At 62.5% G+C, this 1,249-nt stretch carries 1 protein-coding gene; it reads right to left on the bottom strand.

What is annotated here, in order from left to right; genetic code table 11:
* Positions 1-40: 40 nt before the first annotated feature.
* Positions 41-1,188, bottom strand: a protein-coding gene (locus tag QOL68_RS18900) for an IS3 family transposase (protein ID WP_104959270.1) whose coding sequence is annotated in 2 segments (ribosomal slippage) — positions 41-930 and positions 930-1,188 — 1,149 coding nt in all. Because the reading frame shifts where the segments join, the coding sequence is not laid out codon by codon here.
* Between the last annotated feature and the right edge of the window lie 61 nt (positions 1,189-1,249).

Raw genomic sequence — 1,249 nt, 5'->3', positions numbered from 1 at the left:
TGGCCTGCTGCCGGTTTGATGGACACCGAGATAGGTTCATTCAGGCTACCCCAGCTTCACGTTCGAAGTCGATAGGACTGAGGTAACCCAGGGTCGAGTGACGCCGGGTCGGGTTGTAGAAGCATTCGATATAATCGAACACGTCGGCCTTCGCCTGCGCCCTCGTGCGGTAGACCTTCTTCCCGATCCGCTCGGTCTTGAGCGAGGAGAAGAAGCTCTCCATGGCGGCATTATCCCATACATTGCCGGACCGGCTCATCGAGCAGGTGACCCCATTATCGGCCATGAGCCGCTGGAACTGCTCGCTGGTATATTGGCTTCCCTGATCCGAGTGATGCAGCAGCGCGTCGGGCTTGCCGCGCCGCCAGATCGCCATGATCAGCGCGTCGGTGACGAGCTGTGCCGTCATGTTGACGCTCATCGACCATCCGACCACCCGGCGCGAGAACAGGTCGATCACCGCGGCGACATAGAGCCATCCCTCGGCTGTCCAGATATAGGTGAAGTCGGCCACCCACTTCTGGTTCGGCCTGTCGGCCGTGAACTGGCGATCGAGCACGTTGCCGGCGATGACCGAGCGATCGCCATGATCCTTGGGAAGCCCGCGTCGCCGCGGCCTGGCTCGCAGACCCTGTGCCCGCATGAGCCGTTCGATCCGGTGCAGGCCGCAGGATATCCCGTCGGCCAGCAGGTCGTGCCAGACACGGCGCGCACCATAGGTGCGATAGCTTCCTACATGGCTGGCGCGGACCTTCGCACCGATCACCTCGTCGTCGCGGGCACGCTGCGACGGCGGGCGGATCAGCCAGGCATGGAAGCCGCTTCGCGAGACACCGAGCGCCCCGCACATCCATGCCACCGGCCAGATCCCTCGGTGCTTCGCGATGAACTGGAACTTCATATCGAGTCCCTCGCGAAGTAGGCGGCGGCTTTTTTTAGGATGTCGCGCTCCGCCTTCAGCTTGGCCAGCTCGCGCCGCAGGCGATCGATCTCCATCTGCTCCGGCTTCATCTGACCGTGACCGGGAAAGGCATGACCCGGATCGGCGGCAAGCTCCCGAACCCATTTACGCAGCACGTTCGCATGCACATCCAGATCGCGCGATGCCTGGGCGATCGTCACCCCGCGTTCGCGGATCATCCTCACCGCCTCAAGCTTGAACTCGCGGCTGAACTTCCTTCTTTGCATTGTGGACCTCCGATAGGTGGAAACACCCTATCTCGGTGTCCACCAAACCGGCAGCAGGCCA

It is taken from the genome of Sphingopyxis sp. Geo25 (assembly GCF_949769135.1).
Lineage (GTDB): Bacteria > Pseudomonadota > Alphaproteobacteria > Sphingomonadales > Sphingomonadaceae > Sphingopyxis.
The sequence above is the reverse complement of the archived record's forward strand: the minus strand, read 5'-3'. Positions and strand labels throughout refer to the sequence as shown.